The sequence below is a fragment of the Streptomyces sp. NPDC031554 genome (genome assembly GCF_055580685.1).
On record NZ_JBVIKX010000002.1, the window covers coordinates 340,307 to 365,105 of the forward strand.

Annotated in this window: 26 protein-coding genes and 1 pseudogene; 15 read left to right on the top strand and 12 right to left on the bottom strand. The window is 73.6% G+C overall.

Features of this window, described 5'->3' with window-relative positions; all coding sequences use genetic code 11:
• Positions 1-126: 126 nt before the first annotated feature.
• Genes ACZ5FU_RS06930 through ACZ5FU_RS06945 form a run of 4 tightly spaced genes read left to right on the top strand, consistent with a single transcriptional unit; the run spans position 127 to position 1,547 of the window.
• Positions 127-462 (top strand): hypothetical protein, encoded by a 336-nt coding sequence (locus ACZ5FU_RS06930; RefSeq protein ID WP_451529871.1) that lies wholly within the window; start codon positions 127-129, stop codon positions 460-462.
• Entirely contained in the window at positions 459-905 is a 447-nt protein-coding gene (locus tag ACZ5FU_RS06935; RefSeq protein ID WP_451776898.1) for a MerR family transcriptional regulator, read from the top strand. Before ACZ5FU_RS06930 ends, ACZ5FU_RS06935 begins: the two co-directional genes overlap by 4 nt.
• The gene (locus tag ACZ5FU_RS06940) at positions 886-1,200 is read left to right on the top strand and encodes a hypothetical protein (protein WP_469045037.1); all 315 of its coding nucleotides are present in this window, start codon (positions 886-888) and stop codon (positions 1,198-1,200) included. Before ACZ5FU_RS06935 ends, ACZ5FU_RS06940 begins: the two co-directional genes overlap by 20 nt.
• Before the next feature lie 11 nt (positions 1,201-1,211).
• Positions 1,212-1,547, top strand: a complete 336-nt coding sequence (locus tag ACZ5FU_RS06945) for a YnfA family protein (protein WP_451529874.1) — start codon at positions 1,212-1,214, stop codon at positions 1,545-1,547.
• Here the strand turns inward: ACZ5FU_RS06945 and ACZ5FU_RS06950 are convergent.
• On the bottom strand, positions 1,522-1,752 hold the full coding sequence (locus ACZ5FU_RS06950) for a hypothetical protein (RefSeq protein ID WP_469045039.1): 231 nt from the start codon (positions 1,750-1,752) through the stop codon (positions 1,522-1,524). The genes ACZ5FU_RS06945 and ACZ5FU_RS06950 overlap by 26 nt on opposite strands.
• Positions 1,753-2,008: 256 nt before the next feature.
• Positions 2,009-3,472, bottom strand: coding sequence for a family 43 glycosylhydrolase (locus ACZ5FU_RS06955; RefSeq protein WP_451529316.1), 1,464 nt, complete (start codon positions 3,470-3,472; stop codon positions 2,009-2,011).
• Between the two features lie 333 nt (positions 3,473-3,805).
• Here ACZ5FU_RS06955 and ACZ5FU_RS06960 point away from each other — a divergent pair, with 333 nt between their 5' ends.
• Complete coding sequence (locus ACZ5FU_RS06960; RefSeq protein ID WP_468645096.1) at positions 3,806-4,012, top strand: hypothetical protein; 207 nt, start codon at positions 3,806-3,808, stop codon at positions 4,010-4,012.
• Between the two features lie 46 nt (positions 4,013-4,058).
• Here ACZ5FU_RS06960 and ACZ5FU_RS06965 read toward each other — a convergent pair whose 3' ends face one another.
• Positions 4,059-5,222, bottom strand: a complete 1,164-nt coding sequence (locus ACZ5FU_RS06965; RefSeq protein ID WP_451529314.1) for a magnesium and cobalt transport protein CorA — start codon at positions 5,220-5,222, stop codon at positions 4,059-4,061.
• Between the two features lie 169 nt (positions 5,223-5,391).
• On the opposite strand from ACZ5FU_RS06965, the gene ACZ5FU_RS06970 reads away from it, so the two are divergent.
• Complete coding sequence (locus tag ACZ5FU_RS06970) at positions 5,392-6,504, top strand: winged helix DNA-binding domain-containing protein (protein WP_469045041.1); 1,113 nt, start codon at positions 5,392-5,394, stop codon at positions 6,502-6,504.
• A gap of 157 nt (positions 6,505-6,661) precedes the next feature.
• Here the strand turns inward: ACZ5FU_RS06970 and ACZ5FU_RS06975 are convergent.
• The 3 genes and pseudogenes from ACZ5FU_RS06975 to ACZ5FU_RS06985 all read right to left on the bottom strand — a co-directional run.
• A pseudogene (locus tag ACZ5FU_RS06975) lies at positions 6,662-7,042 on the bottom strand (trypsin-like serine protease); the annotation flags it as partial.
• 353 nt (positions 7,043-7,395) lie between these two features.
• Positions 7,396-10,209, bottom strand: a complete 2,814-nt coding sequence (locus ACZ5FU_RS06980; protein WP_469045042.1) for an ATP-binding protein — start codon at positions 10,207-10,209, stop codon at positions 7,396-7,398.
• A gap of 209 nt (positions 10,210-10,418) precedes the next feature.
• Complete coding sequence (locus ACZ5FU_RS06985; protein WP_468645174.1) at positions 10,419-11,216, bottom strand: helix-turn-helix transcriptional regulator; 798 nt, start codon at positions 11,214-11,216, stop codon at positions 10,419-10,421.
• A 156-nt stretch (positions 11,217-11,372) separates the two neighbouring features.
• Between ACZ5FU_RS06985 and ACZ5FU_RS06990 the strand changes: the two genes are divergently transcribed.
• A complete protein-coding gene (locus ACZ5FU_RS06990; RefSeq protein WP_468645101.1) occupies positions 11,373-13,043 on the top strand; it encodes an AMP-binding protein in 1,671 nt (556 codons plus the stop codon).
• Entirely contained in the window at positions 13,040-14,650 is a 1,611-nt protein-coding gene (locus ACZ5FU_RS06995; protein ID WP_451529310.1) for an AMP-binding protein, read from the top strand. Before ACZ5FU_RS06990 ends, ACZ5FU_RS06995 begins: the two co-directional genes overlap by 4 nt.
• 417 nt (positions 14,651-15,067) lie before the next feature.
• On the opposite strand, the gene ACZ5FU_RS07000 is transcribed toward ACZ5FU_RS06995, so the two are convergent.
• Positions 15,068-15,313, bottom strand: a complete 246-nt coding sequence (locus ACZ5FU_RS07000; RefSeq protein WP_451529309.1) for a hypothetical protein — start codon at positions 15,311-15,313, stop codon at positions 15,068-15,070.
• A 274-nt stretch (positions 15,314-15,587) separates the two neighbouring features.
• Here ACZ5FU_RS07000 and ACZ5FU_RS07005 point away from each other — a divergent pair, with 274 nt between their 5' ends.
• The 6 genes from ACZ5FU_RS07005 to ACZ5FU_RS07030 all read left to right on the top strand — a co-directional run bounded on the left by ACZ5FU_RS07005 (position 15,588) and on the right by ACZ5FU_RS07030 (position 19,798).
• Positions 15,588-15,836, top strand: a complete 249-nt coding sequence (locus tag ACZ5FU_RS07005; RefSeq protein WP_451529308.1) for a YkoF family thiamine-binding protein — start codon at positions 15,588-15,590, stop codon at positions 15,834-15,836.
• Complete coding sequence (locus ACZ5FU_RS07010) at positions 15,833-16,201, top strand: helix-turn-helix domain-containing protein (protein ID WP_451529307.1); 369 nt, start codon at positions 15,833-15,835, stop codon at positions 16,199-16,201. Before ACZ5FU_RS07005 ends, ACZ5FU_RS07010 begins: the two co-directional genes overlap by 4 nt.
• A gap of 141 nt (positions 16,202-16,342) precedes the next feature.
• Positions 16,343-16,891, top strand: a complete 549-nt coding sequence (gene uraD, locus ACZ5FU_RS07015; protein ID WP_468645106.1) for a 2-oxo-4-hydroxy-4-carboxy-5-ureidoimidazoline decarboxylase — start codon at positions 16,343-16,345, stop codon at positions 16,889-16,891.
• Positions 16,888-17,316, top strand: coding sequence for a hydroxyisourate hydrolase (uraH, locus tag ACZ5FU_RS07020; RefSeq protein ID WP_468834507.1), 429 nt, complete (start codon positions 16,888-16,890; stop codon positions 17,314-17,316). Before uraD ends, uraH begins: the two co-directional genes overlap by 4 nt.
• A 4-nt stretch (positions 17,317-17,320) precedes the next feature.
• Entirely contained in the window at positions 17,321-18,223 is a 903-nt protein-coding gene (gene pucL / locus ACZ5FU_RS07025) for a factor-independent urate hydroxylase (RefSeq protein WP_451529304.1), read from the top strand.
• A gap of 195 nt (positions 18,224-18,418) precedes the next feature.
• Positions 18,419-19,798: an 8-oxoguanine deaminase gene (locus ACZ5FU_RS07030; RefSeq protein ID WP_451529303.1), complete on the top strand. Its 1,380-nt coding sequence runs from the start codon at positions 18,419-18,421 to the stop codon at positions 19,796-19,798.
• Positions 19,799-19,985: 187 nt separating this feature from the next.
• Here the strand turns inward: ACZ5FU_RS07030 and ACZ5FU_RS07035 are convergent, their stop codons facing one another.
• From ACZ5FU_RS07035 to ACZ5FU_RS07055, 5 genes are all read right to left on the bottom strand, one after another.
• Positions 19,986-20,588, bottom strand: coding sequence for a 3'-5' exonuclease (locus tag ACZ5FU_RS07035; protein WP_451529302.1), 603 nt, complete (start codon positions 20,586-20,588; stop codon positions 19,986-19,988).
• Positions 20,589-20,699: 111 nt separating this feature from the next.
• On the bottom strand, positions 20,700-21,122 hold the full coding sequence (locus ACZ5FU_RS07040; protein ID WP_451529301.1) for an acyl-CoA thioesterase: 423 nt from the start codon (positions 21,120-21,122) through the stop codon (positions 20,700-20,702).
• Positions 21,123-21,183: 61 nt separating this feature from the next.
• Positions 21,184-21,837, bottom strand: a complete 654-nt coding sequence (locus ACZ5FU_RS07045) for a hypothetical protein (RefSeq protein WP_469045044.1) — start codon at positions 21,835-21,837, stop codon at positions 21,184-21,186.
• Positions 21,838-22,102: 265 nt separating this feature from the next.
• The gene (locus ACZ5FU_RS07050) at positions 22,103-22,702 is read right to left on the bottom strand and encodes a histidine phosphatase family protein (RefSeq protein WP_451529299.1); all 600 of its coding nucleotides are present in this window, start codon (positions 22,700-22,702) and stop codon (positions 22,103-22,105) included.
• A 123-nt stretch (positions 22,703-22,825) separates the two neighbouring features.
• On the bottom strand, positions 22,826-24,034 hold the full coding sequence (locus tag ACZ5FU_RS07055) for a pyridoxal phosphate-dependent aminotransferase (protein WP_451529298.1): 1,209 nt from the start codon (positions 24,032-24,034) through the stop codon (positions 22,826-22,828).
• A gap of 81 nt (positions 24,035-24,115) precedes the next feature.
• Between ACZ5FU_RS07055 and ACZ5FU_RS07060 the strand changes: the two genes are divergently transcribed.
• Positions 24,116-24,742 carry a winged helix-turn-helix transcriptional regulator gene (locus ACZ5FU_RS07060; RefSeq protein WP_451529297.1) on the top strand — a complete coding sequence of 209 codons (627 nt, stop codon included), beginning with the start codon at positions 24,116-24,118 and terminating at the stop codon, positions 24,740-24,742.
• Positions 24,743-24,799: the final 57 nt, after the last annotated feature.

The window sequence follows — 24,799 nt, forward strand, 5'->3', positions numbered from 1 at the left end:
CGGCGCCGCTCCGCCGGCGCTCGGGCCGTGGCCCGTCGGCGACCTGCCTTGCATTCGGTACCCAGGTACAGGCTTACCGTCGGAGGTGTCCCCGCCGAGGGAGAGACGACGACGGGAGTGAGCCCGATGAATGATCTTGCGTGGGTGCCGCGGTCCTGCGCCCTGCCCACCGAGGAGCGGCCCCTGCGGGTCGCCGAGTGGGACGCGCTGTTCTCGGAGCGGCTGACCTCGCGGTCACGGCCGCAGCCGCTCCACCTGCGCCTCGACCTGGCGGGCGGAGAGGGAGTGGAGGACCGGGTCCGTGACCTGGTGGAGCGCGAGAGCGGCTGCTGCTCGTTCCTCACCTTCACCATCACCCCCGGCCAGGACCTGATCCGGCTGGACGTCTCGGTGGACCGGGCGCACGAGGCGGTCCTGGACGCCCTCGCCGCGCGGACCGCTGCAGCCGGGGAGCAGCGGTGAACGCGGGCCTGCGCAGCGGGCAGGTCGCCGAGGCGGCCGGGGTGAACGTCCAGACACTGCGCTACTACGAGCGGCGCGGTCTGCTGGCCGAGCCGGAACGCAGCTCCGGCGGCCACCGCCTCTACGGCGAGGACGCCGTCGTCGCGCTGCGGGTGATCAAGGCGGCCCAGCGGCTCGGGTTCACGCTGGAGGAGGTCGCCGAGCTCCTGGAGGCCGGCCGCCACCGGCACGGCCGCCCCGTGGCCGGGCTTCAGGGCCGCGCCGCGGCCAAGCTCGCCGAGGTCGACGCGAAGATCGCCGATCTCACGACCATCCGCACCGCCCTGGCCGCCGCCGTGGAGGCGGGCTGCGACGACCTGACCCTCTGCGCGTCCAGCACCTGCTGTCCGATCCCCTTCACCGACCTCGCCGAGGAGAACCGCCATGCCGGACCCTGTTGCTGACCCCCGCCCCGGGCGTGCCGCGAAGGTGCTCGGGGGGCTGGCCGCGCTGGCCTGCGTGGCGTGCTGTGCGCTGCCCGTCCTGATCGCCGCAGGGGTCGTCGGCGCCGGGGCCGGGGCGGTGGTGGGCCGGCTGCCCGCCCTCGCCGCCGTCCTGGCCGTGCTCGCCGTCGGAACCCGGTGGCTCGGCCGGCGCGGCCGCTCCTGTGCCTGCGGGCCGAAGACCGCCGGTGGGGGCGGGTGCGGCTGCAGGACGTCCGCCGACCCGCTGGAGATCGGCGGCACGGGCCGCCGGTAGGGTCGGCCGGTATGACCGTCGCTCGTTCCGTCGCCCTGTTCGTCGTCGCCGCCCTCTTCGAGATCGGCGGCGCCTGGCTGGTGTGGCAGGGCATCCGCGAGCACAAGGGCTGGGCCTGGGTCGGCGCCGGCGTCATCGCCCTCGGCCTCTACGGTGTGGTGGCGACCTGGCAGCACGATGACGACTTCGGGCGCATCCTCGCCGCGTACGGCGGTATCTTCGTGGCCGGGTCGATCGTCTGGGGCATGGTCGTCGACGGCTACCGCCCCGACCGCTTCGACGTCGTCGGCGCCCTGGTCTGCCTCGCCGGGATGGCCGTGATCATGTACGCGCCCCGCAGCCACTGACCTGCCCCTCGTCCCCCGCGTCCGCGTCACGCGGGGGCCGCGGGCCGCGGGGCGGGTCCGGCGGCGAGAGGGAGCGGCGGTCGAGCAGGTCGATGCGATGCCGCACGAAGGGCGGGAGGCGGGCCACGCCCTCGTCCCGCACGTCGAAGCCGTCGGCGCGCGGCCGCGTGACGGCGGCGTCCGTACGGCGGGTGTCGACCGGCACCAGGACGCCGAGGACCTGGAATGTCGAGGACCCGGAATGTCGAGGACCCAGGACGTCGAGGGCGAGTCCAGGGTGTCGACCCGATCCTCCGCGCCGCCTCGGTGCCGCTGCCGGAAGCCGCCTGGTCCGGCCGGATCCTCGGGGCGGGGGAGTGGCGGGCACGCCGGCCCGCCGGTCGCGCGCCCCTGCCCCGAGGCGTCCGCCGAGAAGCCCTCGCGGCGGACGCCGGGCCCCGGGGAGGGGCCGGGAGGGTGTCTCACTGGGCGTGGAACGTCGCGTCCGCGCGGTCCGTCGCCGTGCTCGGCGCCTGCACGTACAGCAGGTGGTCGTAGTGGCGCAGGTACCGGCCCGCGTAGTTGTACGACTCGTACGAGACCCCCGCCGTGTCGGACAGGCCCGCACGCCGGTGGAACGTGGCGTCGGCCGCGAACCGCGCGGTGCCGTCGTTCTTCTCCACCCACACCTCGAAGTTCTTGTGCCGCAGGTAGTGGCCGGGGAAGTTGGCCGACTCCAGCGAGACCGTGCCGCTGCCGGCGAGGCCGGGCACGATCCGGAACTGCGAGTCCGCCAGGGGGCTCACGTCCGCGTCGACGCGGACGCGGTACTCCCAGTGCCGGACGAAGCGGTCCGGGAGGCCGGCCGAGGAGAAGCGCTGCGGGGTGACCCCGTCGGCGACCGGGATGCCGAAGTCGGGGGTGCCGTCGGACTTCCAGTACAGCTTCTGCACGCGGGTGCGGCGGTTGGGGTCGTTCAGCGGGTCGCCGGTGATGTCCTTGTAGCTGCGGTCGTGGTAGACGAGGATGTCGGACTTCCCGTCCTCGGAGACGGTGAAGGAGTTGTGGCCGGGCCCGTACTGCGAGGTCGCGGCGTTGCTCTTGAACACCGGTTGCGAACTCTTCGTCCAGGACGAGGGGTTGGTGAGGTCGGCGGTCGCGGAGGCGGTCAGCAGGCCGAGGCAGTAGTTGGCGTCGGTCGCGCTCGCCGAGTAGCTCATGAAGACCTTGCCGCCGCGCTGGATCACGGCCGGCCCCTCGTTGACCTTGTAGCCGACGGTCTCCCAGGCCAGGGTGGGCTGCGAGATCTCCGCCGGAGTCCCGGTGATCGTCCAGGGGTTCGCCATCCTCGCGACGAAGAGGCTGGTGTTGTTCTCCTCGGCCGGGTTGCGCTGCGCCCAGGCGAGGTAGCGCACGCCGTTCACGACGAACGTGGTGGCGTCCAGGGAGAAGCTCTCCCAGGTGGTCCTGATCCGGCCCTTCTCCGACCAGGTGGCGGTGAGGGGGTCGGCGCCGGTGCCCTCCAGGACGTACATGCGGATCGCCCACACGTCGTTCGTGGCGCCGGCCGCGAAGTAGACGTACCACTTGCCGTCGATGAAGTGGATCTCCGGGGCCCAGATGTGGGCGCCCATGACGCCGCTGGTGTGCCGGGTCCAGACGGTGGTCTCGGGGGCGGTCGACAGGCCCTGGAGGGTCGTCGCCCGGCGCAGCACGATGCGGTCGTACTCGGGGACCGTGGCGGTGAGGTAGTAGTAGCCGTCCGTGTGCTTGAAGATGTGCGGGTCCGCGCGCCTCTCCGCGAGCGGGTTCGTGTAGGTCACGCCGGGGGAGGCGGGCGCGGCGGCCCGGGCCGTGCCGGCGGGGCCGGCGAAGCAGGCGGCCGCCAGGGCCACCGTCCCGGCCGTGAGCAGTGCGCGGGTGCGCCGGCGGAACATGCGAGGCATACAGGACCGTCCCTTGTCCGTTATATCGAACGCAGTTCGTAACTTCGGCCAGAAGATAGGGCTTGAGCATGCCCTCGTCAATGGCGTCGGCGGACACCCGTGGGGATGGGGTGTCTTCGGCGCGGGAAGTCGAACGGTTCTCCGGCGGTCTCGCCGGACCGGTCCTGCCGACGGTGGCCACGCCGCCGGACGCCGTGGGAGTGCGGGGCCCGAAGGGTGCCCCCTGCGAACCGTCACCCCTCTGAGGGGTGATGGGTGGCCCCGTGTCGAGTATCCTCGGTACCCGAGTGGGTGACCGATCCGCCGTGCACGGCCTGACCTTCGGAGGAACAGATGGCGCACCAGGAGAACACCCCGAACATCCCGAGCGCCCCGGACACCGCGGACACCGCGGAGGCGGCCCGTCGCGCCCGGTTCGGCGCGCTGCCGCAGCGGATCACCCCGGCCGAGATGGTCGAGGAGAAGCCGGCGAGCGTCGTCGACCCGGCGCGCAACAACTACAACGACGACGAATGGCTCGTCCGCATGGGCGCCCTCTGAACCGCCGGCCCACGGCACGGCCGTGCCGGACCGGCACGGCGTCCGCTCAGAGCCAGTCCTTGCGCTTGAAGACGACGTACAGGCCGGTGCACACGACCGCCATCAGGACGAGCGCGAACGGGTAGCCGAACACCCAGCGCAACTCCGGCAGGTGCGTGAAGTTCATGCCGTAGACCGTTCCGACCAGCGTCGGGGCGAACAGGATCGCCGCCCACGACGAGATCTTCTTGATCTCCTCGTTCTGCTGGAACCCCGCTTCCGCCAGCGCCCGCATCTCGGCGTTCTGCTGCTGCGTCACCAGCGTCGCGTTGACGGTGAGGATCTCGGTGAGGGCCTGGCGGAAGCTGTCGACGCGTTCGCTGGTGTGGGTGACGTGGTCGGCCACGTCGCGCAGGTAGCGCTGGAGTTCCTCGTCGGTGCCGTACTTGGAGAAGCCGGCCATCAGACCGTGCAGCATGCCGACCAGGGGACGGGTGGCGCGCTGGAACTCGACCATCTCGCGGGAGAGTTCGTAGATGCGGCGGGAGGCCTCGGGATCGCCGCGGAAGACCTCGGTCTCGATCTCGTCGATGTCGTTCTGCACGCCCGACACCACCGGCAGGTATCCGTCGACCACCGCGTCGACGATGGCGTAGAGGACCGCCTCCGGTCCGAGTCTCAGCAGTTCGGGCGTCTCCTCCAGGCGGCGGCGGACCGCGGAGAGGTCGGGGGCGGCGCCGTGCCGGACGGTGATGACGAAGTCGCGGCCGACGAAGACGTGCAGTTCGCCGAAGTCGATCTCCTCGGGGGCGTCGAGGTAGCGGGCGGCCCGCAGGACCACGAACAGGGTGTCGCCGTAACGCTCCAGCTTGGGCCGCTGATGGGCCTCCTTCGCATCCTCCACGGCGAGCGGATGCAAGGCGAACTCGGCTGCCAGGGCGTGCAGTTCGGCTTCCGTGGGACGGGTCAGGCCGATCCACGCCATGCTCTTCGGATGGGCCTTGCGCAGCTCCAGGAAGGTGTCGGCGAGGGTGGCGGGCGCCAGGACGCGCACACCGTCCCGGTAGAGCACCGCCCGCACCACCTTGTCGATCTCGGCGGCCTCCCCGGAGTCCGGACCGGCCGGGACCCGCGGGCTGTCGGCCGGCGGCACCGGCGGCATCGCCACGCCGCGGCGCCAGACGGACTTCCGGAGGTTCTTCGCGGAGGGTCGGACGCGTCGCTGGGGCATCGCGGGGCCTCTCGGGTCGAGGCGACGTCTGCGTGACCTGCCGGTGGCCGGCCGGTGGTCGGCCGGGTCACCGGCCGAGGATCACGGGTCAGGATAACGGAAGGGGACACAGGGGGCGCGGAGGACCCGGGAGGTCCCGCCGGTCCGCGTCTCCCGCTACCGTCCCCGCATGAGGAAGACGACGTCCACCGCCCCGGCGCCCCTGCTCGGTCCGCGTGCCCTCAACCGGGCCACCCTCGACCGCCAACTCCTCCTGCGCCGCTCCCGGTTGTCGGCGAAGGCCGCGATCGGACACCTCGTCGGCCTCCAGGCCCAGAACGTGAAGCCGCCCTACTTCGCCCTCGCCGCCCGCCTCGACGGGTTCGCACCGGAGCAGCTGTCGGCGCTCATGGCCGATCGCGAGGTCGTCCGCATCGTGACCCTGCGCTCCACCCTCCACACGCACACCGCGGACGACTGCCTCACCCTGCGGCCGCTGGTGCAGCCCGCCCGCGACCGCGAGCTGACGGCCTTCCGCGCGAAGCTGCCGGGAGTCGACCTCGACCGGCTGGCGGCCCTCGCCCGTGACCTCGTCGAGGCCGAGCCGCGCACCATGGGACAACTGCGGGAGGAGCTCTCCGCGACGTGGCCGGACGCCGATCCGCAGGCCCTCGCGATCGCCGCCCGCTGCAAGCTCCCCCTGGTCCAGGTCACCCCGCGCGGGCTGTGGGGGAGGAGCGGGCGGGTCGCGCTCACCACCGCCGAGCACTGGCTGGGCCGCCCCGCCGGGCCGGCCCCGGCACCGGAGGCCGTCGTCCTGCGCCACCTCGCCGCGTTCGGCCCGGCCTCGGTCAAGGACACGCAGACCTGGGCCGGACTGACCCGGCTGCGCGAGGTCTTCGAACGGCTCCGCCCGCGGCTCCTCACCTTCCGCGACCGTGAGGGCGTCGAGCTCTTCGACCTTCCCGACGCCCCGCGCCCCGACCCGGACACCCCGGCCCCGCCGCGTTTCCTGCCCGAGTTCGACAACCTGCTGCTGTCCCACGCCGACCGCAGCCGGGTCGTCCCGCCCGAGTACCGGGGCCGTTCCTGGCAGGGCAACCAGGCGCACGCCACCCTCCTCGTCGACGGTTTCCTCGCCGGGGTGTGGAAGCCGACGGCGGACGCCCTCGTCGTCGAGCCGTTCGGCCGGCTCGACGCGGGGCGACGGCGGGAGGTGACGGCGGAGGGGGAGCGGCTGCTGCGGGTGATGTACGGGGAGTCGTCGTCCCGCGGGGTCCGGTTCGGCAAGGTGCTCCGGTAGTACCGGGATGCCGGGAGGACCGGGGCGCCCAAGGCCCGGGACCCCGGGGGGCGCGGACGTGGAGAGGGGGCGCTGCGGGCCGCTCGTGGAGGCTCGCAGCGCCCCCCGGTCATTCACCTGAGGGATGCTCAGGGGTTCTTCCGGGTCGCGCGGTGACTTACGGGTCCACCTGCGCGGTCACGAGGCCGGAGAAGGCGGTCAGCCGGGTGTGGACACCCGGGTGACCCGCTTCCGCGCAGCCCTCGCCCCATGAAGTGATGCCTGCCAGGACGCCCCCGATGAGCAGGGGACCGCCGCTGTCGCCCTGGCAGGTGTCTATGCCGCCGGAGGTGTGTCCGGCGTACGCCATGTCGCTCGCGACGAGGTCGGAGCCGTGGCTGCTCGCGCAGCCGGAGTCGGACGCGATCGGCACGGTCGCGGTGCGCGGCGGGTGGGAGGAGCCGCCGTTCGCCGAGGTCGTGCCCCGGTCGAGGACGCGGGTCGTGGTGCCGGCCGCGTACACACCGGTCCGGGAGGAGGTGACGTACGACGCCGTGGTGCCGCCGACGATCGGCCGGTGTGCCGCGACGGCGGTGGGGGCGCCGGGCAGTGCGGCCGCGGCGGCCGAAGCCGCCGCGGCCTTCTTGGCACCAGTGGGCCCGAACATCGATCTCCTTGGAGCTGCCGGTGGGGGGTCGCGCGGGTGTGTGGGGGGATGGCACGGGAGTCGTGGGACCGACCCCCGTGTGCCCGGCGAGCGGCACGTCCCTTACGCTAGGACCGGGTGCGTCCTGACCCCAATGAGGGAACCCCCTAAGGGAGTCGGGGAGGGAAAACCCTCGGTCGCACCGGGGCGCGCGCTCCGGGGGGCGGGCACCCCGGCCCCGCGGGGGCGGTGCGCCCGCCCGGCCCTCACTTCGCCTGGTGCCCCGCCGCCAGCCGCACGATGTCCACCCGCGAGCGGATCCCCAGCTTGCGGTAGACCCGGGTCAGGGTCGCCTCCACCGTCTTCACGCTGATGAACAGCCGCCCGGCTATCTCCCGGTTGGTGGCGCCCTCCATCACCAGCGCGGCCACCTGACGCTCCATCGACGCCAGCCCCTCCAGCGCGTCGACCGCGGGCGCCGGCGCCGGCGCGACGCCCGGCCCGGCCGGCTCCTCGGCCGCCGCCTCCACCTGCCGCAGCCACGGCAGCGCCCGGCACCGCCGGAACAGCCGCGCCGCCTCGTCGTACGACGTCGGCCCCGGCCGCCGGGTGCGCAGCCGGGCCACGGCGAACGCCGCCCGCGCCTCCTCCAGCCCGTACCCGAGCTTGGCGAACCGGTCCTGAACCGACGTCAGACGGGCCAGCGCGCCCTCCTGGTCGCCGCGCGCGGCCCGCACCAGCGCCTCCGCCCGGTCCAGCAGCGCCAGGATGCTCTCGCGGCCCAGCCGCAGCGCGTGCTCGCGCGTGACGTCGATGAGTTCCTGCGCCTCACCCGGCTCGCCGACCCGCACCAGCGCCTCGGCGAGGTCGCCCTGCCAGCGGCCGCGGGCCGGGTCGGTGATGCCGAGGCCCACCTCCAGCTCCCGCACCCGGCGCAGCGAGGCCACCGCGCCCGCGGAGTCCCCGGCGACCGACTGGGCGTGGCCCAGGGCGGCCAGGGCCCGCGACAGGTACATCTGGTCGCCGTCCTCCTCGGCGCGTCCCGCGGCCTCCCGGGCCAGCTCCAGCGCGCGGCCGACCTCGCCGCCGGACGCCTCGGCGAGGGAGGCGAGCATCGCGGAGGCGCCCAGGCCGATCCCCGAGTCGCGGGCCAGCCGCAGGCTCTCGCGGGCCAGGTCCAGGGCGCGCCCGCAGTGCCCGGACCGCAGTTCGGTCTCCGCGAGGAAACGCTGGAAGTGCACCTCGCTCTCGACCATGCCGCGCCGGCGCGCCTCGCGCAGCAGCGCCGTGATCGTCGAGCGGGCCTCGGACAGCTGGTCGCTCATCAGCAGCCAGCGGAACCTGGCCGTGCCCGGCCCGTTGTGATGGCACGCCACGTACGGGTCCTGGGGCTCCTTCAGCGCCCGCTTGATCGTCACGGGCGCGTCCGGATGCCCCATGAGCGTCTCCGTCGACGCCTGGAGCGACAGCGCCATCAGCTCGCTGCGCCGGTCCGCGCCGCGCGCCGCCAGCTCCGCGGCGTGCGCCGCCTGCTCACGGGCCTCCGCGAAGTCCCCCTGCACCACCAGTCCGCGCCAGGCCAGCTGGTAGTGGACCTGCGCGAGCAGCACGGGGTCGTCGCCCGCGTCGGCGAGCACCTGCGGATAGACGGCGTCGACGTCGCCGAGCGCCTGCCCGGCCGCCTCGATCACCACCATCCAGGCCCGCACCCGCTCGGCGGGCGCCGTCGCCCGCGTCAGCACCTCGTGGGCGATGTCCCGGGCGAGGTCCACCTCGCCGGCCATGATCGCGTCCTCGGCGGCCTCCAGCCGCCGCTCGTCCGGGGCCGGCCCGCCGTCCGCGGGGGTGTGTCGGGCCGCGAGCAGCCCGAGCGAGGCCGCCACCGAGGGCGCCCCCCGGTCCCGGGCCAGCGCGGCCGCCTCCGAGAGCCGGGCGGCCACCTCCGGGTCCGTACCGGTGGTCGACAGCGCCAGGTGCCGGGCCCGCTCGATCGGGTCGGAGGCGGCCGTGGACAGCGCGGTGTGCGCGGCCCGCCGCTCCTGCGCGGGCGCCTCCGCGTACAGCGCCGCCGAGATCAGCGGATGCGCGAAGCGCACGGCCGGCCCCTCCGGCTCCGTGGCGAGCAGGCCGAGCGCGGCGGCCTGCGCGGTCTCCGCCTCGGCGTTCTCGCGGCCGGCCGCGTGCAGCAGCGCCAGCGTGGGACGGGCACCCGCGCTGGCCACCAGCAGGGTGCGGCGCGCCTCGTCGGAGAGCATGTCGAGCCGGCTGAGCACCAGGGCGCGCAGCGAGGTCGGCACGGGCAGCGGCTCGCCGGGGCGCGGCGGGGTCGGGTTCTCGCCGAGGGCGCGGCCCAGCTCCAGGGCGAACAGGGGGTTGCCGCCGCTGGTGCGGTGGATCTCGCGGACCGTCGAGCGGGGCAGGTCGGTGTAGCCGCGGTGGTCGAGCAGCGCGGAGACCTGGGCGCGCGAGAGGGCGTTCAGCCGGACGGCGAGGGTGTCGGGCGGGGACGCGCGCAGATGGCGGTCGTACTCCTGTCCCTCGGTCCGGACGGCGCAGAGCAGCTGGACGGGGGTGTCGCCGAGGCGCCGGGCGGCGAAGCCGAGGAGTTCGGCACTCGCCGAGTCCAGCCACTGCATGTCGTCGGCGACGAGCAGCACGGGCCCGGCGGCGGACAGGACGCGCAGCGCCGAGAGCACGGCCAGCCGCAGGGCGAGCCCGTCGCGCTGCAGCGTCGACTCGCCCCGGCCGGTCAGCGCCGACTCCAGGGCGGTGCGCTGCGCGGAGGGCAGCTTGTCGGCCACCTCGTCCAGCACCAGGCCGAACAGATCGGCCAGGGCCAGGAAGGGGAGGTGGCTTTCGGACTCGGTGGCCGAGCAGCGCAGGACGGTGCGGGCCGCGTCGCCGTAATCCGCGGCCAATGCCCGCAGCACGGTCGACTTTCCTATTCCGGCCGGGCCGTGCAGCAGCACACTGCCGCCGCGGGTCAGCTGCTCACGGGCGGAGGTGAACAGCTCGTCCCTGCCGATGACCAGGTCGGGGCGGCATCTGGCAGGCTCCTTGAAGTCCCGTCGCACGGTCACCGCTCCCTCCGAGTGTCGTGTCCGACCGAATTCTAGGCAACGTCTCTTTGAAATCCGGAAGGACGGCGTCGTGAGGGAGACAACACCGGGAGCATACAGAAATTCATGGAGGTGACACTTGAATGAACACTCATCGTCCCGACCCCTCCCTGGCTTGATCCTTACGCTCCCGCCCGGCCCCGCGCCGCTACGGCAGCACCTCCGCACCGCTACGGCAGCACCCCGGCCCTGCGCGCCGCGACCACCGCCTCCCCGCGGGTGTGGGCGCCCAGCTTCCGCATCGCGGACCCGAGGTAGCCCTTGACCGTCTCCGGACGCAGCCCCAGCCGTTCGGCGGCCGCCCGGTTGGTCGCGCCCGCCGCCACGCACGCCAGCACGTCCAGCTCGCGGGGCGCCAGGGCGACGGCCGGCGGCGGCGCGCCCCGCGTGAGCAGACCGCAGGCCCGCAGGAGCTCCGCGCGCAGCGCCGCGTCGGCGATGCGCGGGGCGAGCGCGCGCAGACAGGCGTGGGCCTCCCGCACCTGCTCCCGGACCGCCGCCGACCCGCCCCCGGGCTCCGGACGGGCCGCCGCCAGCAGGTCCCGGACCTCGTCCCCGGCCACCAGGGTCTGCTCGACGTCCCGCGCCACGTCGACGGCCGCGTTCAGCGTGCGGTCGCCCAGCGGCTGGGCCGTGCGCAGCGCGCCGTACAGGACACCGCGCACCCGGCGGCGCACGACCACCGGGACCGCGAGGACCGAGCGCAGTCCCTCCTCGGCGACCGCCGTGTCGTACTCGTGGCTGATCTGCCGGGAGAGGGAGTAGTCGGTCACGGCACACGGACGGCCCAGGGCGACCGCCTTTCCGCCGAGGCCGCTGCCCGAGGTCACCGCGAGCCCGCCCAGCGCCGGGGTGGCCGCACCGCTCAGCTCGCTGATGCGCATCCGCCGGCGCCCCGGCTCGACGAGCCCGCCGAAGGCGACCGGCAGCCCCGTCGCCCGCCGCAGCCGCGCCAGCGCGCCGCGCATCTCCACCGCTCCGGCCGTGTCCGACGCCGTCACCCGCCCGCCCTTCTCCGCGGCGGTGAGCCGCGGTACCCCCCGTTCGGGGGTGGTGAGACCTGTATCACGGATTACACGATGGCAGAGAGCCGCCCGGCAATGGTCCGGCAACCAGGAGGACAGATGACGACGGCGACGGAGCAGTTCCGCAGGGCACGGGACTTCCTGCTGGAACACCGACAGGACTACGAGACCGCGTACGAGGGCTTCGACTGGCCCCGGCCCGAGCACTTCAACTGGGCCCTGGACTGGTTCGACGTCGTCGCGGACGGCAACGACCGCACCGCCCTGCACATCGTCGAGGAGGACGGCTCCGAGGTCCGCCTCTCCTTCGCCGAGCTGTCCGAGCGCTCCGACCGCGTCGCCAACCTGCTGCGCGAGCGCGGCGTCGGCGCCGAGGACCGCGTCCTCGTCATGCTCGGCAACCAGGCCGAACTGTGGGAGACGGCGCTCGCCGCGATCAAGCTGCGCGCGGTGGTCGTCCCGGCCACCCCGCTGCTCGGCCCCGCCGACCTGCGCGACCGCGTCGAACGCGGCCGGATCCGCCACGTCGTGGTGCGCGCCGAGGACGCCGGCAAGTTCGACGACGTGCCCGGCGGCTACACCCGCATCGCCGTCGGCGGCGTGCCCGAGGGCTGGCAGCGGTACGAGGACGCCCACAGCGCCTCCGCCGAGTTCCTGCCCGACGGGCCGACCCTCGCCGGCGACCCGCTGATGCTCTACTTCACCTCCGGCACGACGGCCCGCCCCAAGCTGGTCGAGCACACCCACGTGTCGTACCCGGTCGGGCACCTGGCGACCATGTACTGGATCGGCCTGCGGCCCGGCGACGTGCACCTCAACATCTCCTCACCCGGCTGGGCCAAGCACGCCTGGTCGAACCTCTTCGCGCCGTGGAACGCCGAGGCCACCGTCTTCGTCCACAACTACACGCGCTTCGACCCGGCCCGGCTGATGGCGGAGATGGACCGCGCCGGGGTGACGACCTTCTGCGCCCCGCCCACCGTGTGGCGCATGCTCATCCAGGCCGACCTCACCCAGCTGCGCACCCCGCCGCGCGAGGCCGTGGCGGCGGGCGAGCCGCTGAACCCCGAGGTCGTCGAGCAGGTCCGGCGGGCCTGGGGCGTGACCGTCCGGGACGGCTTCGGCCAGACGGAGACGGCCGTGCAGATCGCCAACAGCCCCGGCCAGGCGCTGAAGGCCGGCTCGATGGGCCGCCCGAGCCCCGGCTACCGCGTCGAACTGCTCGACCCGGTGTCCGGCGCACCCGGCGTCACCGAGGGCGAGATCGCGCTCGACCTGTCGGCCCGGCCGGTCGGCCTGATGGCCGGTTACCACGGCGACCCCGACCGCACCGCGGAGGCGATGGCCGGCGGCTACTACCGCACCGGCGACATCGGACGACGCGACGAGGACGGCCACCTCGTCTACGTCGGACGCGGGGACGACGTCTTCAAGGCGTCCGACTACAAGATCAGCCCCTTCGAGCTGGAGAGCGCGCTGCTGGAGCACGAGGCCGTCGCCGAGGCGGCCGTGGTCCCCGCCCCGGACGAGCTGCGGCTGGCCGTGCCCAAGGCGTACGTCGTCCTGGCCGAGGGCTGGGAGCCCGGCCCCGACACCGCGAAGGCCCTCTTCGAGCACTCCCGCGAGACCCTCGCGCCCTACAAGCGCGTCCGCCGCCTGGAGTTCGCGCCGCTGCCCAAGACCGTCTCCGGCAAGATCCGCCGCATCGAGCTGCGCGAGGCGACGGCCGGGGGGTCGGCGGACGAGTACCGCGAGGAGGACTTCCGGTGACCGCGGCGTCGTACGGCCACGGCACGAGCGCCACGGCGCTGCTCGGCGACACGATCGGCGGCAACCTGGCGCGGACCGTCGCCGCCTGGCCGGAGCGCGAGGCGCTGGTCGACGTGGAGTCCGGCCGGCGCTGGACCTACGCCGCGTTCTCGGCGGACGTCGACCGGCTGGCGTGCGCGCTGCTGGCGAGCGGGATCGCCAAGGGGGACCGGGTGGGCGTCTGGGCGGTCAACTGCCCCGAGTGGGTGCTCGTCCAGTACGCCACCGCCCGCGTCGGCGCGATCATGGTGAACATCAACCCGGCCTACCGCACGCACGAGGCCGAGTACGTCCTCGGCCAGGCCGGCGTCCGCCTGCTGTTCGCCTCCGCCCGCCACAAGGCGAGCGACTACCGGGCCATGGTCGACGAAGTGCGCGGCACGTGCCCGCGGTTGCGGGAGGCGGTGTTCTTCGGGGAGCCGGGCTGGGACGCCCTGCTCGGCCGCGCCTCCGCGGTCCGGCCCGAGGAACTGCGCGCCAGAGCGGACGAGTTGTCGTGCGACGACCCGATCAACATTCAGTACACCTCGGGCACCACGGGTTTCCCCAAAGGGGCGACCCTCTCCCACCACAACATCCTCAACAACGGTTATTTCGTAGGAGAGTTGCTCGCGTACGGCGAGCAGGACCGGGTCTGTGTCCCGGTGCCGTTCTACCACTGCTTCGGCATGGTCCTGGGAAACCTTGCGGCCACCTCGCACGGCGCCTGCGTGGTGATCCCGGCGCCGTCCTTCGACCCGAAGGCGACCCTGGACGCCGTCCAGCGGGAGAGGTGCACCTCGCTGTACGGCGTCCCGACGATGTTCATCGCGGAACTGAACCTGCCCGACTTCGCCTCCTACGACCTCTCCTCCCTGCGCACCGGCATCATGGCGGGCTCGCCCTGTCCGGTCGAGGTGATGAAACGGGTGGTCGCCGAGATGCACATGGCGGAGGTCTCCATCTGCTACGGCATGACCGAGACCTCCCCCGTCTCCCTCCAGACCCGCCGCGACGACGACCTGGAGCACCGCACCGGCACCGTCGGCCGCGTGCTCCCGCACATCGAGGTCAAGGTCGTCGACCCGGTCACCGGCGTGACCCGGCCGCGCGGCACCACCGGTGAGCTGTGCACCCGCGGGTACAGCGTGATGCTCGGGTACTGGAACGAGCCCGAGAGGACCGCGGAGGCCGTCGATCCCGGCCGCTGGATGCACACCGGCGACCTGGCGCGCATGCGGGAGGACGGGTACGTCGAGATCGTCGGACGCATCAAGGACATGATCATCCGCGGCGGCGAGAACGTCTACCCGCGCGAGGTCGAGGAGTTCCTCCACGGACACCCGAAGATCAGGGACGTCCAGGTCGTCGGCGTACCGCACGAGAAGTACGGCGAGGAGGTGCTGGCCTGCGTGATCCCGCACGACGCCGCCGCGCCGCCCACCCTGGAGGAGGTGCGCGCCCACTGCGAGGGGAGGCTGGCGCACTACAAGGTGCCCAGCCGGCTCCAGGTGCTGGACGCCTTCCCGATGACGGTCTCGGGGAAGGTGCGCAAGGTGGAACTGCGGCGGGAGCACGGCGGTCGGTGACGCCGTCGGGCGGACGGGGCCGTGCGGGGATCGAGGCGGGGCGCCACGGGGGTGCCGCACGCGCAGGGGTAGGAGGCCGCGGCGTAGAGGTGCTCGCACCGGCAGGCCGGGCAGCGCACCGGCACGCTCTCGGACATGGCACCCATCGTCCTCCGGGTCGCCCCCGCTTGTCCGTGGCTTGACGGTCTCGACGGTTTTGACGGTCTGGACGATGTTCCCCGCCTCCCGGACCACTTCCGGGAGGCGGAAGGGACTTCCCGTGTCGTGGGACGCGCGGTGCGGCGGTCCGCCGCACCGTCCCGGCGGCCCCGCGTGGCCACGACGCGCCCGTACCCGGGCCGGTGCCCGTGCCCCTGCCCGGTCGTCGAAGCCCGTCGGGCCGGGTGCGGAGGCCGACGTGAGGCCGTCGTACCCGGCCTACGCCTGCTGCTGTCCGTGGTGCTCCGACAGCCCGGGCCAGTCGTCGGGACCGCCGCCCTGCCATTCGACCAGGTCGGTCTCCTCCACCTCGACGCGGTCGAGGTCGGCGAGGCGGAGGATCTCGACGACGTCGTCGAGGTGCGTGGCGATCCCGAGGGTGGCGTCGCCCTCGGTGACCCGGCGGGAGCCGTCCAGGGCCGGCGGATGGACCACGATGTGCGGATGCTGCGTCGGATTGCCCATGCCCTCAGGCTCCTGCGGGCACGGCCCGCCCGCACGCCGGGGCCGGCCGCCCGCTGCCGGCCGGCCCTCGTGCCGTGGCGCGGGAAACGATGCGGGAAACGGTGCGGGAAGCGGTCCTTCCCGCGCGTCGGCACGGCCGACGCGCCGGTCGGTTAAGGTCGGGGGCCGTGCGGGTGATGCGTCCGGGTGCCGGCAGGCCGCGCCCGGACCGCCTTCCAGGGCGCCGGACGTCGGGAAGAGCGCAGATCGGGCAGGTCGGAGAGGTGTGGGGCGCGTGCGGCTGAGAGTTGAGTTCACCACCGAGCCCTTCGATCTCGACGAGGCGCCCGCGCACGCGCTGGTCGCCCGCGAGGTCGTCGAGGCCGCCGACCTGGACGCCGTGGACGTCGGCCCCTTCGGCAACACGGTGGAGGGCCGCGCGGACTCCGTGCTGGGCGCGGTCGACGCCCTGCTGCGCAGGACCCTGGACGCCGGCGCCACCCGGATCTCCTTCCAGGTCAACGTGCTCGGGGAGGGCGAGTGACCGGGACCGGGCAGGAGTCCTTCATCGCCGCCGTGAAACCGCTGGTCGACGCCATGGGCGGGGAGCTGGTCCCGCCGGACGAGGCCGGACGCGACGACGTCGTGCTGTCCTGGGAGGGCGTGGACGCCGTCGCCGTACGGCTGCCGCAGCTCGCCGACTCCCTCGACCACATCCTGGCCGCGATGGAGCGCAAGAAGGGCAGGCCCCTCGCCGATCTGGACCGCAAGGCCAAGCAGGAGGTCGTCCGGACACTGGAGGCGCGCGGCGCCTTCTCCGTGCGGCACGGCGTGGAGACCGTGGCCGGCGCGCTCGGCGTGAGCCGCTTCACCGTCTACAACTACCTCAACCGCGAGAAGGGGAGCTGAGCGGAGGCCGGCGACCCCCGCGGGACCCCGGGTTTCGTTAACCCGGAATTTTCAACAAAGTGTTGACGGCTGATGGCGGGTGGGCGTTAGCTGACGGCAGTCCGTTCAGCACGACGGCCGTTCACGGCCACGGAGGCTCCCGTGACGTCGACCCGCCCGCTTCCGGGGCTGGCCCGGTTCAACACCCTGGAGGAGTCCGCGGCCCTTGCCGCGCTCCACGAGGCCTGCGCCTCCACCACCTGGGCCGAGCACCTGGTGGCGGCCCGCCCCTACGCCACGGCGGAGGACCTGTACGCGGCCGGCGACGCCGCCATGGAGCGCCTGAGCGCCGCGGACCTGGACGAGGCGGTGGCCGGCCACCCGCCCATCGGCCGGCCCCGGCCCGGCGACCCGGTCTCCGCCCGCGAGCAGCGCGGCATGGCCGGCGCCTCCGAGGCGCTGAGGGCGCAGATGCTGGAACTGAACCTGGCCTACCAGGAGAGGTTCGGTCACGTCTTCCTGATCTGCGCGACCGGCCGCACCGGCGAGCAGATGAGGGACGCGGTGCGGGACCGGCTCGGCAACACGCCGGAACGCGAACGGGAGATCGTCCGCGTCGAGCTGGGCAGGATCAACCGCATCCGCCTGGCCCGGCTCGTCGGGGACGACCGGGGCGACCGGGACGATTCAGGAGGAGGCCCGACATCATGAGCACCGACGCCGACGCCGACACCGACACCGGCACCACCGCCTCCGTGTCCACGCACGTCCTGGACACCAGCGCCGGCCGCCCCGCGCGGGGCGTCGCCGTCCACCTCTCGGCCCGCCCGGGCCGGCACGCCGACTGGCGGGCGCTCGGCGGTTCGGCGACCGACGCGGACGGCCGGTGCAAGGACCTCCCGCCCCTGCCGGAGGGAACCACCCACGTACGGCTCGACTTCGCCGTGGAGCCGTACCTGGAGACGACCGCGAAGACACGAGCCGATGCGCAGCAGGAAGCCCCCGCGAACGGGGACGGCGGACCGGGCGTGTTCTTCCCGGAGGTGGCGATCACGTTCGCCGTCGTGCCGGGCGAGCACTACCACGTACCGCTGCTGCTCAACCCGTTCGGCTACTCCGTTTACCGAGGGAGCTAGCTACATGCCCACCATCCTGGGACAGAACCAGTACGGCAAGGCCGAGAACCGGGTCGTCAAGATCACGCGGGACGGCGACACCCACCACGTCAAGGACCTCGGCGTGTCGGTGTCGCTGAGCGGTGACATGGACGAGGTCCACCGTTCCGGCTCCAACGCCCACGTGCTGCCGACCGACACCATGAAGAACACGGTGTACGCGTTCGCCAAGGAGCACGGCGTCGAGTCCGCCGAGCAGTTCGGCATCCACCTCGCCCGCCACTTCGTCACCTCGCAGGAGGCCGTCCACCGGGCCCGCATACGTATCGAGGAGTACGCCTGGACGCGGATCGGGACGCCCGGCGGCAAGCACTCCTTCGTCCGCCGGGGCCAGGAGACCCGCCTCGCCCAGACGACGTTCGACGGTTCGTCCTGGGAGGTCGTCTCCGGCCTGAAGGACCTGGTGGTCATGAACTCCACCGACTCCGAGTTCCGGGGCTACGTCAAGGACAAGTACACGACGCTCCCCGAGACCGCCGACCGCGTCCTCGCCACCGAGGTGTCCGCCCGCTGGCGGTTCGGCTGGACCGACGACGGACAGCGGATGCCGGACTGGGAGGAGTCGTACGGGCGGACGAGGGAGCACCTGCTCCAGGCGTTCGCCGAGACCTACTCCCGCTCGCTCCAGCAGACCCTGTACCGGATGGGTTCGCGGATCATCGAACACCGCGACGAGATCGACGAGGTGCGCTTCTCCCTCCCGAACAAGCACCACTTCCTCGTGGACCTGGAGCCGTTCGGGCTGAAGAACGACACCGCGGACGGTGCCGTCTACCTCGCCGCCGACCGGCCCTACGGCCTCATCGAGGCGACCGTCCTGCGGGACGGCTGCGAGGCCCGCATCCCGGTGGACCTCACCAACCTCTGACAGCTCCGGCACCTCCGGCACCTCCGGCACCTCCGACGTTTTCACCGCGGCACCCGAGGCGGTGAACGGGCACCGGCGGGGAAGGCTCACCCCGTCCCGTCCCGTCCCGTCCCGTCCCGTCCCGCCCCGACCACGGCACTCGTCTCCCCCCGGGGTCCCGCCGTGCCCGCTCCCTCTCAGCCCGAAGGACGAACCATGGCAGCAGACCGGCGCATCGTCATCGAGAACTGCGCGATCGCGACCGTCGACGCCCACGACACCGAGCACGCGGACGGGCACGTCGTCATCGCCGGCAACCGCATCGAGAGCGTCGGCGCGGGCCCGGCCCCGGAAGGCCTGGAGGACGTCGCCCGCCGCATCGACGCCACCGGGCACCTGGTCACCCCCGGCCTGGTCAACACCCACCACCACTTCTACCAGTGGATCACCCGCGGCCTGGCCACGGACCACAACCTGTTCGACTGGCTGGTCGCGCTCTACCCCACCTGGGCCCGCATCGACGAGCCGATGGTCCGCGCCGCCGCGCAGGGCTCCCTCGCGATGATGGCCCGCGGCGGCGTCACCACCGCCATGGACCACCACTACGTCTTCCCGCACGGCTCCGGCGACCTGTCCGGCGCGATCATCGGCGCCGCCCGCGACATGGGGGTGCGCTTCACCCTCGCCCGCGGCTCCATGGACCGCGGCGAGCAGGACGGCGGCCTGCCCCCGGACTTCGCCGTCGAGACCCTGGACGGCGCGCTCGTCGCCACCGAGGAGACCGTACGGCGGCACCACGACCCCTCCTTCGACGCGATGACCCAGGTCGCCGTCGCGCCCTGCTCGCCCTTCTCCGTCTCCACCGAACTCATGCGGGACGGCGCCGAACTGGCGCGCCGGCTCGGCGTGCGGCTGCACACCCACGGTTCCGAGACGGTCGAGGAGGAGAAGTTCTGCCACGAACTGTTCGGCATGGGCCCCACCGACTACTTCGAGTCCACGGGCTGGCTCGGCGAGGACGTGTGGATGGCGCACTGCGTCCACATGAACGACTCCGACATCGACGCCTTCGCCCGGACGGGGACCGGTGTCGCGCACTGTCCGTCCTCCAACGCCCGCCTGGCGGCCGGGATCGCACGGGTGCCGGACATGCTCGCCGCCGGTGTCCCGGTCGGTCTCGGCGTCGACGGCACGGCGTCCAACGAGTCCGGCGAACTCCACACCGAGCTGCGCAACGCCCTCCTGGTCAACCGCCTCGGCGCCCACCGCGAGGCCGCCCTGAACGCCCGTCAGGCACTGCGCCTCGGCACCTTCGGCGGCGCCCGGGTCCTCGGCCGGGCGAGCCAGATCGGCTCGCTGGAGCCGGGCAAGCTCGCCGACCTGGTGCTGTGGAGGATGGACACCCTCGCCCACGCCTCCATCGCCGACCCGGTGGCCGCGCTGGTCCTCGGTGCGGCGGCCCCGGTCACCGCCTCCTTCGTGAACGGCCGCCAGATCGTCGAGGACGGCCGGCTGCTCACCGCCGACGAGGACGCGATCGCCCGCGCCACCCGCGAGGAGGCCCGGCGGCTGGCCCGGATCGCCGCCCGGGACTGACCCGTCGGGGACGCCGGCCGGGAGGGGCACGGCTCCCGGCCGGCGACCCCGTACCCGCGAGGGCCCGTGGCGGCCGTCCTGCTCGCCCTCGCCTGCGGCCGCCCCGGCGGCGCCTCCGACGCCCGGGACGTGACGCGTGCGGGGAGACGGCCGAAGGGGGGCGGCCGCAGGGGGGCGGACGAGGAGATCAGCGGGACGGCCCGGGGCCCTGCCACGCCATGAGGTGAGCGAACAACTCGGCCTGCTCCACGGCGTCGTCGAGGGCGTGATGCGTGTGACGGCGCCTCGGCAGCAGTTCCGCCGGCATGGACCGCTTGGCCACCGCCCGCAACGGCACCCCGGCCTTCGCGGCGTACAGCGTCTTCATGTCCAGGCATCCGGAGTGCCCGAAGGGACTCCCCCCGGTGAAGCGGATCAGGTACCAGTACAGGAAGGTCCAGTCGTACGACGCCGGGTAGCCGCACATCACCGGCTGCGCGCCCTCGCTCACCTCGCGCACCCAGCGGGTGAACTGGCCCAGCGCCAGGGCCGGGTCGTGTCCCTCCACGCGCAGGCGCCCACGGTCGAGGCCGCTGACGGCGAGCGCCTCGGGGACGAAGTCGTCGCTGATGGGACGCAGTTCACGGTAGAAGGTCCGTGCCTCGGGGTCGGCCGCGGTGAACCCGTCGGCGTCCTGCACCCCGGCGACGGCGGCGCCGAGGCTCAGCATCGAGTAGGGGCCGGGGATCGGGCCGTCGGCCTCGATGTCCACGGAGACGTAGAGGCTGGGTCTGCTGCGTCGAACGGCCATGGGACCGGAGTTTCGCAGGCCGGCGGTGGTCCGCGCACCTGCTTTGCGGCGGGCCGGGCACCCGGGTCCCGCCGCGCGCGGGCGGCCGTGCGCCCGTCCGCCGTCCGCCGGTCAGAGTCCGAACAGGCCCGGGTCGGAGGCCAGTTCCCTGAAGTGGGCCCGGGGGTCGGCGACCATCCGGCGGGTCTTCAGGTCCAGCAGGCCGCCGACGCCGGAGAGTTCGGCCGCGACCGTGCCGTCCGCCTTGCTGATGGTCTGCTCGACGCGGAACGTCCTGCCGCCGCTCCACTCGAAGGCGCAGGTCACGTCGACCTCGTCGCCCGCCAGCAGTTCGCGCCGGTAGCGGACGGTCGTCTCCAGGGCGACGGGACCGACGCCCCGGCCGATCAGGCCGGCCTGGGTGATGCCGGCGGCCTGGAGCAGCGACCAGCGGGCGTGCTCCGCGTAGTTGATGTACACGCTCTGGTTGAGATGGCCCTGCACGTCGGTCTCGTATCCGCGGACGGTGACCCGCACGGAAAACGGCTCGCTCACGGCTTCCCCTTCTCGTCGACGAGCACGGTCGATGCCCTGCCCGCCGATCTTGGCACGTCCCTCACACCCGGCGCGGGGAAGCCAGCAGATAGCGCTTCCTGCTCCGGGGGTCGGTGTGCTCGCTCGTCTGCCAGCCGGCCTTCTCCAGGGTCGCCGCGCAGTCCCGCAGCGTCCCGTCGGCCGGCCCGCGCACGGCGACGGCGTCCGGCTGCGGGGTGGCGCGCACCCGGTAGCCGTCGGCGTCCGGCCCGGCGGGCCGGTGCCCGGCCGCCTCCAGGACGAGCGCGGCGGCCTGCACCAGATGCGTGCGCTCCCATCCGCATGGCCGGTCCACCGCCCCGTCCGGACGGGTCATCCGGCGCAGCTCCAGCAGTCCCTGCCAGGCGCTGCGCACCTCCCGCAGCCTGGCCGGGCCGGCGTCCGGCGGCCGTTCCTCCCCGCCGACCCGCGCGGCGAACACGCCGGACTCCGCGCGCGGGTCGGCGGCCGCCGGGGCGGGCCCGGAGACGGACTCCGGCCCGGACCCGGACCCCGTCTCCCGCAGCCGGTGCCCGGCCGGGGTGAGGAAGTGGTCGTGCGGCGGGCGCGGGTGCCGGAAGGCGAGTCCCCGTCCGACCAGCGCGGCGAGCTGGGCCGCCGTGCCCCGCAGGCGTCCGGTGACGGGATCGGCGGCGTCGACGACGCGCCGCTGGGCGGCGGTCGGCGGTCGTGTCACGGCGTGTCCCCTCCCGGGCTTCGGTACGGCTGTCCCCCACCGCGAAGGTTACGGCCGGGCACTGACAATCCGCTGCGGACGTCACGGCCGGCCACGGGCACTCCGCCCGGTCGTCGGCGGTCCGGGCCTCGGCCCTCGGGCCCCGGGCCCCGTTCCTCGGCCCTCGGACCCCAGCCCAGCCCTCGGCCCCCGGCCCTCTGCTCCTCGGCCCCCGGCCCGGCCCTCGGCTCCCGGCCCGGGTCCCCTGATCCTCGGACCCCGGCCCTCAGACCCCCGGCCGGATGTTCCACCCCGAGATCACATGCCGACGGTGTTCCGTGCCCAGTCGGCACAGCGCCCCGGTCGCCAGCTGGAACAGGGCTCCCGCCGACGGCGGGAGGCCGAGCCGGCGGGCCGTGAGCACCCGCAGGAAGTGCCCGTGCGCCACCAGCACCACGCACCCCTCCGTGTTGGCGAGCGCCGCGTCCGCCATCGCCAGCACCCGGTCGGCGCGCTCCCCGACCTGCTCGGCCGTCTCACCGGGATGCGCCGCCGGGCCGGGCGCGACACCGTCCGTGAACAGGAACCAGCCCGGCCGCTCCCGCTGGATCTCGACGGTCGTGACGCCCTCGTACCCGCCGTAGTCCCACTCCTTCAGGTCCGCGTCGACCTGCACCTCGTGCAGCCCGATCAGCTCCGCGGTCTCCCGCGCCCGCTGGAGCGGACTGGAGAACGCGGCGCCGATCCGGTGCGACCGGATGAGCGGCACCAGCCGCCGCGCCTCCTCCCGGCCGTGCTCGGTGAGCGGGACGTCCGTCAGTCCGGTGTGCCGGCCGGAGCGCGACCACGCGGTCTCGCCGTGCCGGACCAGGAAAAGATCACCCATGCCGCACAGAGTCGCACAGGCGTGCGCCGACGCCCCGCACCGCGGGGCGACGGACTGTCGGGGCCGCCGCCGGCCGTCGAGGGCCGATGCCCCGCGGACGCCGTCCCGCGCCGCCCGCGGCCCCTACTGCCGGTACCCGCTCAGGAAGCGCCCGATCCGCCCGACGGCCGCCTCCAGGTCCTCCGCGTGCGGGAGGGTGAGGATGCGGAAGTGGTCCGGGGCCGGCCAGTTGAAACCGGTTCCCTGGACGACCTGGATCTTCTCGCGCAGCAGCAGGTCCAGGACGAACTTCTCGTCGTCGTGGATCGGGTGCACCTTGGGGTCGATGCGCGGGAACGCGTACAGCGCGCCCTGGGGCTTCACGCAGGAGACGCCGGGGATCTCGTTGAGCTTCTCCCAGGCGATGTCGCGCTGTTCGCGCAGTCTGCCGCCCGGCGCGGTCAGCTCGCGGATGGACTGCCGGCCGCCGAGCGCGGCCTGGATGGCGTACTGGGCGGGCGCGTTGGCGCACAGGCGCATGGAGGCCAGCATGGTGAGGCCCTCCAGGTAGTCCTTCGCGTGCTGCTTCGGGCCGGTCACGACCAGCCAGCCGGAGCGGAATCCCGCCACCCGGTACGTCTTCGACAGCCCGCAGAAGGTGAGGACGACCAGGTCGGGGGCGAGGGCCGCGGCCGAGTGGTGCACGGCGTCGTCGTAGAGGATCTGGTCGTAGATCTCGTCGGCGAAGACCATCAGGCCGTGCCGGCGGGCCAGGTCGAGGATGCCCTCGATGATCTCCTTCGGGTAGACCGCGCCGGTGGGGTTGTTCGGGTTGATGACGACCACGGCCTTGGTGCGGTCCGTGATCTTCGACGCCATGTCGTCCAGGTCCGGGTACCAGTCGGCCTGTTCGTCGCACAGGTAGTGGACGGCCTTGCCGCCCGCGAGCGTGGTGACGGCCGTCCACAGCGGGAAGTCGGGGGCCGGGATCAGGACCTCGTCGCCGTCCTCGACCAGCGCCTGCACGGCCATGGAGACCAGCTCCGAGACGCCGTTGCCGAGCCACACGTCGTCGACGTCGACGTCCAGGCCCCGGTCCTGGTAACGCTGGGCGACCGCCCGGCGGGCCGGGAGGATGCCGCGCGAGTCGGTGTAGCCGTGGGCCTGCGGGAGCATCCGGATCATGTCCTGGAGGATCTCCTCCGGCGCCTCGAACCCGAAGACCGCCGGATTGCCGGTGTTGAGGCGCAGCACGCTGTGCCCCGCCGCCTCCAGTGCGTCGGCGTGCTCGATGACCGGGCCGCGGATCTCGTAACAGACCTCGCTGAGCTTGTTCGACTGCCGGAACTCCATGCGCCCCTCCGGTATCTGGTGTTGCTTGGTTTTACCAAGTTCGAGCTTGGAAAGTCCAACGACATGTCTAGACTGCGTCGCATGCCACCTCGCCGAAGCTACGACCAGTACTGTTCCGCCGCCCGCGCCCTCGACGCCGTCGGCGACCGCTGGACCCTGCTGATCGTCCGGGAGTTGCTCGCCGGCCCGCGCCGCTACACCGACCTGCACGCCGACCTGCCCGGTGTGAGCACGGACGTCCTCGCGTCGCGGCTGCGGGACATGGAGCGCGACGGGCTGGCGACCCGGCGCCGGCTGCCGCCGCCCGGCGCGGCGTACGTCTACGAACTCACCTACCGGGGGAGCGCGTTGCTGCCCGTGCTCCAGGCCCTCGGTGCGTGGGGGCAGGCGGAGCTCGGTGGACGCGGGCCCACCGACGCGATCCGCGCGCACTGGTTCGCGCTGCCGCTGCTGCGCGCGCTGGAGGGCGAGGGACTCGTGGAAGTCCGGCTGGAGGAGGGCAGCTTCCACCTCTTCGCCGGCGCGACGCGGGGTCCCGTCTACGGCCACGGGGCGGCCCCCGGCGAACCCGACGCCCTGCTCGTCATGGACACCGGCACCTGCACGGCCGTGGCCCGGGGCGAGTTGAGCCTGGCCGAGGCCGTGCGCGCCGGCCGCGTCGAGGTGGGCGGCGACGGCACCCTCGCCAAGGAGCTGCGGGAGGCCTGAGGGGAACCGCGGGAGGCCTGAGAGGAACGGCGGCGGGCCCGGACGGGACCGCGGCGG

Excerpts from the sequence above, each read along its gene's own strand:
- ACZ5FU_RS06985 (WP_468645174.1), bottom strand. The coding sequence starts at position 11,216 with ATGCGCGGCGCGCTGGCGCGGCTGCGGCGGGCGACGGGGCTGCCGGTC.
- ACZ5FU_RS06960 (WP_468645096.1), top strand. The coding sequence starts at position 3,806 with ATGGCGCACCAGGAGAACACCCCGAACATCCCGAGCGCCCCGGACACC.
- ACZ5FU_RS06930 (WP_451529871.1), top strand. The coding sequence starts at position 127 with ATGAATGATCTTGCGTGGGTGCCGCGGTCCTGCGCCCTGCCCACCGAG.
- ACZ5FU_RS06945 (WP_451529874.1), top strand. The coding sequence starts at position 1,212 with ATGACCGTCGCTCGTTCCGTCGCCCTGTTCGTCGTCGCCGCCCTCTTC.
- ACZ5FU_RS07000 (WP_451529309.1), bottom strand. The coding sequence starts at position 15,313 with ATGGGCAATCCGACGCAGCATCCGCACATCGTGGTCCATCCGCCGGCC.
- ACZ5FU_RS07035 (WP_451529302.1), bottom strand. The coding sequence starts at position 20,588 with ATGGCCGTTCGACGCAGCAGACCCAGCCTCTACGTCTCCGTGGACATC.
- ACZ5FU_RS06940 (WP_469045037.1), top strand. The coding sequence starts at position 886 with ATGCCGGACCCTGTTGCTGACCCCCGCCCCGGGCGTGCCGCGAAGGTG.
- pucL (WP_451529304.1), top strand. The coding sequence starts at position 17,321 with ATGCCCACCATCCTGGGACAGAACCAGTACGGCAAGGCCGAGAACCGG.
- ACZ5FU_RS06955 (WP_451529316.1), bottom strand. The coding sequence starts at position 3,472 with ATGCCTCGCATGTTCCGCCGGCGCACCCGCGCACTGCTCACGGCCGGG.
- ACZ5FU_RS07055 (WP_451529298.1), bottom strand. The coding sequence starts at position 24,034 with ATGGAGTTCCGGCAGTCGAACAAGCTCAGCGAGGTCTGTTACGAGATC.
- ACZ5FU_RS07030 (WP_451529303.1), top strand. The coding sequence starts at position 18,419 with ATGGCAGCAGACCGGCGCATCGTCATCGAGAACTGCGCGATCGCGACC.
- ACZ5FU_RS06970 (WP_469045041.1), top strand. The coding sequence starts at position 5,392 with ATGAGGAAGACGACGTCCACCGCCCCGGCGCCCCTGCTCGGTCCGCGT.
- ACZ5FU_RS06990 (WP_468645101.1), top strand. The coding sequence starts at position 11,373 with ATGACGACGGCGACGGAGCAGTTCCGCAGGGCACGGGACTTCCTGCTG.
- ACZ5FU_RS07060 (WP_451529297.1), top strand. The coding sequence starts at position 24,116 with ATGCCACCTCGCCGAAGCTACGACCAGTACTGTTCCGCCGCCCGCGCC.
- ACZ5FU_RS07050 (WP_451529299.1), bottom strand. The coding sequence starts at position 22,702 with ATGGGTGATCTTTTCCTGGTCCGGCACGGCGAGACCGCGTGGTCGCGC.
- uraH (WP_468834507.1), top strand. The coding sequence starts at position 16,888 with ATGAGCACCGACGCCGACGCCGACACCGACACCGGCACCACCGCCTCC.
- ACZ5FU_RS06965 (WP_451529314.1), bottom strand. The coding sequence starts at position 5,222 with ATGCCCCAGCGACGCGTCCGACCCTCCGCGAAGAACCTCCGGAAGTCC.